This is a genomic window from Methylothermus subterraneus, assembly GCF_054656915.1.
In genome coordinates, this window is record NZ_BAAHXK010000046.1 from 1 (window position 1) to 282 (window position 282).

General features: G+C 70.2%; 1 protein-coding gene. It reads left to right on the forward strand.

The genetic code is table 11. The features are described 5' to 3' along the window. The coding region (locus ACYQ3M_RS11665; RefSeq protein WP_460036251.1) for a tyrosine-type recombinase/integrase at nucleotides 1–282 on the forward strand (282 nt) is incomplete at both ends.

Here is a 282-nt window from a genome sequence, read left to right on the forward strand (position 1 = left end):
GGCGCGTTCCCAACGCCCACCGCCGCACCCGGGAGTACCTGACTGCCGAGGAGGTCGAGCGCCTGATCGCCGCCGCCCGCAAAACCGGCCGCCACGGCGAACGCGACGCCGCCCTGATCCTGTTGGCGTTTCGCCACGGGCTGCGGGTGTCGGAGCTTGTGGGACTGCGCTGGGAGCAGGTGGATTTGAAGTCCGGTCTGTTGCACGTGCGGCGCCGAAAGCGCGGAACCCCTTCCACCCATCCCCTGTGGGGGCCGGAAATCCGCCTGCTTCGTGCCCTGG